This is a genomic window from Micropruina sp. (assembly GCF_047606665.1).
Classification (GTDB): domain Bacteria; phylum Actinomycetota; class Actinomycetes; order Propionibacteriales; family Propionibacteriaceae; genus Micropruina.
In genome coordinates, this window is record NZ_JASGEF010000051.1 from 1 (window position 1) to 5,944 (window position 5,944).

General features: G+C 68.2%; 7 protein-coding genes, 1 tRNA gene and 2 pseudogenes. 7 read left to right on the forward strand and 3 right to left on the reverse strand.

The annotated features are described in order from the left end of the window. Positions 1–41 precede the first annotated feature (41 nt). Positions 42–377, reverse strand: coding sequence for a YdeI/OmpD-associated family protein (locus tag QM619_RS12510; protein WP_415109041.1), 336 nt, complete (start codon positions 375–377; stop codon positions 42–44). A gap of 61 nt (positions 378–438) precedes the next feature. Further along, positions 439–930 carry a hypothetical protein gene (locus QM619_RS12515; RefSeq protein WP_415109044.1) on the reverse strand — a complete coding sequence of 164 codons (492 nt, stop codon included), beginning with the start codon at positions 928–930 and terminating at the stop codon, positions 439–441. A 254-nt stretch (positions 931–1,184) separates the two neighbouring features. Between QM619_RS12515 and QM619_RS12520 the strand changes: the two are divergent. Then, a pseudogene (locus tag QM619_RS12520) lies at positions 1,185–1,295 on the forward strand (hypothetical protein); the annotation flags it as partial. 495 nt (positions 1,296–1,790) lie between these two features. Here QM619_RS12520 and QM619_RS12525 read toward each other — a convergent pair. Then, the gene (locus QM619_RS12525; protein ID WP_415109047.1) at positions 1,791–2,702 is read right to left on the reverse strand and encodes an SDR family NAD(P)-dependent oxidoreductase; all 912 of its coding nucleotides are present in this window, start codon (positions 2,700–2,702) and stop codon (positions 1,791–1,793) included. Between the two features lie 296 nt (positions 2,703–2,998). Here QM619_RS12525 and QM619_RS12530 point away from each other — a divergent pair. From QM619_RS12530 to QM619_RS12555, 6 genes and pseudogenes are all read left to right on the forward strand, one after another. Further along, a pseudogene (locus tag QM619_RS12530) lies at positions 2,999–3,310 on the forward strand (hypothetical protein); the annotation flags it as partial. Between the two features lie 278 nt (positions 3,311–3,588). Then, the gene (locus QM619_RS12535; protein WP_415109050.1) at positions 3,589–4,146 is read left to right on the forward strand and encodes a 6-phosphogluconolactonase; all 558 of its coding nucleotides are present in this window, start codon (positions 3,589–3,591) and stop codon (positions 4,144–4,146) included. Continuing rightward, entirely contained in the window at positions 4,035–4,325 is a 291-nt protein-coding gene (locus QM619_RS12540) for a 6-phosphogluconolactonase (protein WP_415109058.1), read from the forward strand. Before QM619_RS12535 ends, QM619_RS12540 begins: the two co-directional genes overlap by 112 nt. 100 nt (positions 4,326–4,425) lie before the next feature. Beyond that, positions 4,426–5,010, forward strand: coding sequence for a hypothetical protein (locus tag QM619_RS12545; RefSeq protein WP_415109052.1), 585 nt, complete (start codon positions 4,426–4,428; stop codon positions 5,008–5,010). An 80-nt stretch (positions 5,011–5,090) separates the two neighbouring features. After that, positions 5,091–5,537, forward strand: coding sequence for a hypothetical protein (locus tag QM619_RS12550; RefSeq protein WP_415109055.1), 447 nt, complete (start codon positions 5,091–5,093; stop codon positions 5,535–5,537). 106 nt (positions 5,538–5,643) lie between these two features. Next, positions 5,644–5,716, forward strand: a tRNA-Ala gene (locus QM619_RS12555). The last annotated feature ends 228 nt before the right edge of the window (positions 5,717–5,944 follow it).

Here is a 5,944-nt window from a genome sequence, read left to right on the forward strand (position 1 = left end):
CGCGATTCTGGTGTTCGTTCTCGGAGACCGCCCCTCCGAGTTCAGCGACCGAGGGCGATTCGGCCCGCGGGCGCCATCCGCCCTTCGGCCTCGAGCCGCTCCGCGATGGCGATGTTCCGGGCGGACGCGGTGCCCTTGTTCCGGCGGGGAGTGAATTTCTGCAGGTACGAGGTCTGGTCGTTCGCGCGGCGGGTGCTCTCACTCCATCCGAACGCGATCCCGGCTTCCAGCAGATCGTGGAACGTGATCGAGGGTTGCTGGCTGCTCGTCTTCTGCAGCACCACCCAGAGACCCGGATGATCCTGGTGGTTCGCTTCGAGCCACTCCCACAGGTCGCCGACCGATTCGAAGGACCGGCGCTCGAGATCCTGCGGCATGAAAGGAGGCTATACGGCGGGCAGCGGCGGACGCCCGGAGGATCGTCGAAAGCGGATGCCGTCAGACCCGCGTGGCGGTCGTCAGTGTGACCACGAGCGGACGGGTGATGCTGCCGCCGGCGTGATCGCTGATGAATGCCTCCATGTCGTCGAGAAGGCCACGCCGGTCCGCGGAGTCCATCATCTGGGTGACCGAGTACGACAGCATGAGCTGGCGATAGTCCGCGGCGATGCAGCTCTGGTTCCAGTCGTACTGCCGCACCGTGACGGCATCGAAACGATCATCGGCATCCAGCACCTGCCGGATGGCGGGATCCACCTGCTCGCGGTACGGCGCCGGAGGTCCGGTATGGCCCTGTCCATAGCGTGGGTAGATCAGCTGGCTGGCTGCAAAGAAGCCCCCATCGTCGGGCGAGTCGACCTGGCTGAGGTCGACGATTGCCACGACGCCACCCGGCCGCAGGAGTGCGGCTGGCCGATCGGTCTGTGCCGGCTGCGAGATCCAGTGGTAAGCGGTGGCCGAGAACACCGCGTCCGTCACGCCCGGTGCCAAGGACACACGCTCGAAATCGCCGAACGTGATACTGCCGAACCAGTTCCCCGCATCCGGGCTGCGGCACGTCGTGATGTCATCTTTCCGGATTCGATGTCCTCGACGCGTCCGTTCGTTCGTCCCCCTTGTAGACGGGCCCGATCGGAGGGCCTGCAGACAGAAGGGACGCCGGCCATGACCCGCTTCACCATGATCACCAGAAGGAAGCAACCGTCCGTATCGCCGAGGACGCCATCCACGCCAGCCAGCTTCTCTTGCGGGAATGTCCGGAGAACCATGAGATTCGCGGGCTCGCGGCACTCCTGCTGTTTCTGCACTCCCGCGCATCCGCCCGGATAGCGGGCGACGTCCTGGTGCCTCTGGACGAGCAGAATCCCGACGACTGGGATCACCACCTCATCAGCCGCGGCAACCACACCTTGCACGGCGGCCTCCGGCATCCCCGGCACGAAACTCCAGGCCCCTACGAGCTGGGGGCCGCGATTCAGTCCGCCCACGCGACGCGCACCACCGCGAACGACACGCCCTGGCCGCTGATCGCACAGCTCTACGATGCGCTGATCGCCGAGACGCCAAGCATGGGTGCTCAGGTCGCTCGCGCGGTCGCGATCGGACGCGCGGCGGATGCCGCCACCGGTCTCGCGGTTCTCGACACGCTCCCCGAGCGCTACCCCGCGATTCAGACCTTCCAGGCATTTCACGCGGCACGAGGAGCACTGCTGCGCGATGCAGGACAACCGGCGGCCGCCCGGCACGCCCTACAGTGCGCCCACGACCTCTGCACCAACCTTGCGAGCCGCAACTACCTGCACCGCGCCATCGAACAACCCGCCGACTGGCGGAAGGCGGCAGGACTCGGCTCAGAGCGGAAAGCTGAGGCCGGTCAGGTCGGTCGATCTCTCCCACAGACGGGTGCCGATGCCCTCGTCCAGGGCCGGTGCGGGAAGCGGAACCGCGCCGGGAGGGCCCGCAGAACCTCTGTGCTTGGTCGGACCGTAGTAGGCGCCTGGGTGCGGATCCGTCGCAGCCATGAGCACCGGCTGGGCGCCGTCGGCCGGCGACTGGATGGCGCCGGCGAGCTTGCCGAGAAAGGTCACGAGAGCCGGCGGGCCGCCGTTGCCGAAGATCGCCGTCGCGCACCAGCCGGGATGTGCCGGCACCGCGGTCACATCGACCGGCGCCTGCTCGGCACGACGCCGAAGCTCATTCGCAAAGACGATCGTGGCCAGCTTGGAATCACAGTAGGAGCGGTAGTCCGAGCCGGTCGGGTAGCCGAAGTCCGGCCCGATCCGGCCGCGGGCCGCCATCGTGGACCCGAGCGTGACCACTCGGGCCTGCCCCGCCTGGCACAGCGCCGGCCACAGCTGAGCGGTCAACGCCCAGGCGCCCAGATAGTTCACACCGACCTGCAGATCGAAACCGTCCTCGGTGACGGCTTGCGGGTCGCCGCCGCCCAGACCGGCGTTGTTGACCAGCAGGTGGACGGGGCGGCCTCCGATTCGCTGAGCCGTCTCGGCGATGCTGGCCAACGAGCTCAACTCGACACACTCGACCGACACCTCGGCACAGGCGTGCAAGCGCCGGATCCGCGCCGCCGCCTCTTCGCCGCGCTGTCGGCTGCGGACGGCCAGCACCACCTGCGCTCCGGCACCGACCAACGCAGCCGCGGTGGCGAAGCCGATCCCTCCGCTGGCACCGGTGACGACCGCCCAGCGTCCGACAAGGTCCGGCAGACGCAAGCCAGGCAGCCGATCGCCGATCACCCAACTCATCGCGTAGCCCTCCTCGGCGACAAGTGATTCCTGTGGAACCCATGGATCCCCCACCTGTCTACTGCCTATTCTGCTCGCCGAGGCATCGAATCCCAGAAACACTGAGTACTGCCGACGGCGAAACCTCTCGATGGTGAGCCACTCCTCGCGGTCTGGATCACCACCATCGCCTTACGACGATGGATGCAATCCCCCGTGGGGTGCGTCCGAGCGCACGCCGCGACCGAGTACGGCTATATGGAATGTGGTGATTTGACGCGCCCGACACCTTTCGGGGCGCCGGATACCACGAGAAGCCGGACGCCTCGCGTGCCGCCGAATACCTGGCTTCGGGGCGGTTCGACTGGAACTCGGGCTTGTTCGTCATTCCGTGGAGCGCACTGCGCCAGGCGACCGTGGAGCTCCAACCGCATGCCCACGCGACTCTCGAACGGCTCAAAGCGCTGCCTCGATGGGACGATTCGGCGGCCCGCGACCAGATCTTTGCCCAGTTCGCCCCCTGTTCGCTCGACCGCGGCATCTTCGAGCATCTGGCGCGCACCGCGGTACCGAGCACGTTCGTCCGTGCCCACACCGGCTGGGACGACCTTGGCTCGTTCGACGCGTTGGCCCGCTTTTCCGGCCTGCTCGCCGATCACGCCCAGCGGGTCGAACTGCAGACTGCCGAGACGTCCGGGCCTTCGTCGAAGCCCGTATCGGGTGATCGCACGAGGCCTGGACGACGTGCTGATCGCGGTCGGCGACAACGGCGACGTGCTGATCGCCCCCCCGCGGCAGTTCGGCGCGGCTGCGTGAGCTACAGGATCAACCGGCGGAGGTCACGGCGCACGGCACGCTCCGCCGGCTCGATGCACCTCGCATTCAGCTGGAAGCACCACGACGCACCATGGTCTCCTGCCTGGACATCGCAGACCTGGTCATCACGGTGCGCGATACCTGTGTCGAGGTGACTCGCGCGCCCAGGCTGATGTTCTGCGCGGACGAGCCGAGCTTCGACGAGACGCTGGCCCGGATCGTGGCAGACGAGATCGCCGAGGTGCTGTCGCAGCAGTCGACCGCACGGGTGATCCTGTCGGCGGGAGCGACGCCGCTGCGGGCCTACCAGATCTTGGCCACCCGCCACCGCGACGTCGACTGGGCGCGGGTCGAACTGGTGCAGATGGACGAATGGGTCGGGGCGGCGGCCGATCGTTCGTTCGCACAGTTTCTGCGTCGGACCCTGGTCGATCCCCTCGCCATGGACGCTTCGTCCCGCTCGACCCGACCGCGAGCGATGCCGAGCTGGCTGCCGCCGAGCGGTCCCTCGGGCAGCTCGATCTCGTTCTGCACGGCATCGGCGCTAACGCCCACATCGGGTTCAACGAACCGGGCACGCCGGACGACGCTCTGGCACGCCGCGTCCGTCTTGCGCCCAGCACGGCCAAGGTCAGGACTGAGGGCGTGACCCTCGGCTTCCGTTCACTCGACCATGCAGCAAGAGTGGTGATCGCAGCCAAGGGCGTCGCCAAGCGCGAGGCGATCCGCCGGTCGTTCTTCGAGCCGCCATCGCTCGACGTGCCGGCGTCCAGGCTGCAACGGCACCGGCATGTCGTGGTGGTACTGGAACGCGAGGCGCTGCCGTGACCCTGCTGCGCACGATCGTGCTCGGTGCCGGGCCGGCCGGCCTCGGCCCCTGCTCTGCGCCTGCCAACGCGGCCAAGAGCAGGAGCTGCTGCAACGCGGTGTGATCTGGCTCGAACGAGGCGAACACCTCGGCTCAGGCACCCTGGGACGGTGGGCGATCGAGTCCGACACTCGTGCCGACGTGTTGTTGGAGGTGCTCGACCACAGCCCGGCACTGCGACCGCTGCGTTCACATCCACGGGCAGAGCACGTTGCCCGGTACGGAAGTTCGGCGTTGCCGCTGCCAGTCGCGGCGGCGTTCCTGGGGACGCTGGGCGAGTACGCGGCCAGGCTCGCCCGCGGCAGCCGTTCGGCGGTGCTCACTGGTGCCCGTGCGGAGCGGGTGGCCCGATGCGGTGACGGCAGCTATGCGGTGACGGTCACGATGGACGGGGTCACCCGTCTGTTGCGCGCCGAGACGGTGGTGTACGCGCTCGGCGGCAGCCCGGTCGAGGTGCCGCTGGGCGAACGTTCGATCTCGGCGGCAACCCTGTTCGCGAGCGCGGGTCGCGCTGCCGTAGACCTGCTGCCGTCGCGTAGTCCGCGGGTGGCGATCGTGGGCGGCTCGCATTCCGCCTTCGCCGCAGCCACGATGCTGCTGCGCCTGCTCGGCCCGCGGCTCGGCCCAGGCGCACTCCGCATCTGACCCGGCACCGGCCCACGCTGTTCTATCCGACCATCGAGGAGGCACACGCGGACGGCTACGCCGAGGCGGGCGAGGACGACGTGTGTCCGGAGACCGGGCGGGTCCATCGGCTCGGCGGGTTGCGGCTGGCCAGCCGCGAGTTGCTGCGGCAGCTGTGGCAACTGGGCGATGCACCGCCCGAGCCGCGGGCGGTGCTCGCGAGCTACCGGCCAGAGGCACTCCACGAGGTCGATCTGGTGATCACCGCGCTCGGCTTCACCGCCGGCACCGTGCCGTATTTCGCGGATGGCCGGCGGGTGACCCTCCATGCCGAACACGGCGACCGAGCGCGGCTGGTCGACCAGCATTGCCGGCTGTTGGATGCCGACAAGCGACCGCTGCCGGGCGCCTGGGGCATCGGGCCGGCGTCCGGCTACGTGCCACGTGGAGAGCCCAGCTTTCACGGGCACACCAACGGCATCTGGCTCTACCAGAACGACACCGGCGGGTTGATCCTGGACGCGATCCTCGGCCGCGCCGGCTCCTGACCAAGTCTGGCCTCAGAGGTCGCGCGGCCACCGACCTCTGATTCGCGCGACGGGCGGCGATCGGCTACAGTTCTTGCTCGTGCTCGAATCACCGAGCCGCCCGTTCGGGGCTATGGCGCAGTTGGTAGCGCGCTTCCATGGCATGGAAGAGGTCAGGGGTTCGAATCCCCTTAGCTCCACAGTTTCAGACGTACTAGAACCGCTGACATCGCTGAGGCGATCAACATAATACCGAGCGGGAGGCTGCTGCATGGGATCATGGCGTCCATCGCGGAGCCCGTCACCGTCTTCGGGGGATTCGCGACCTCGCACGACCTACCGGGCTGAATCCGGCTACTCGCCCCGTGGGACGTAGGCAACAGCCTCGATCTCAATGCGGAGATCGGGGTTCGACAGCGGCGCGACGA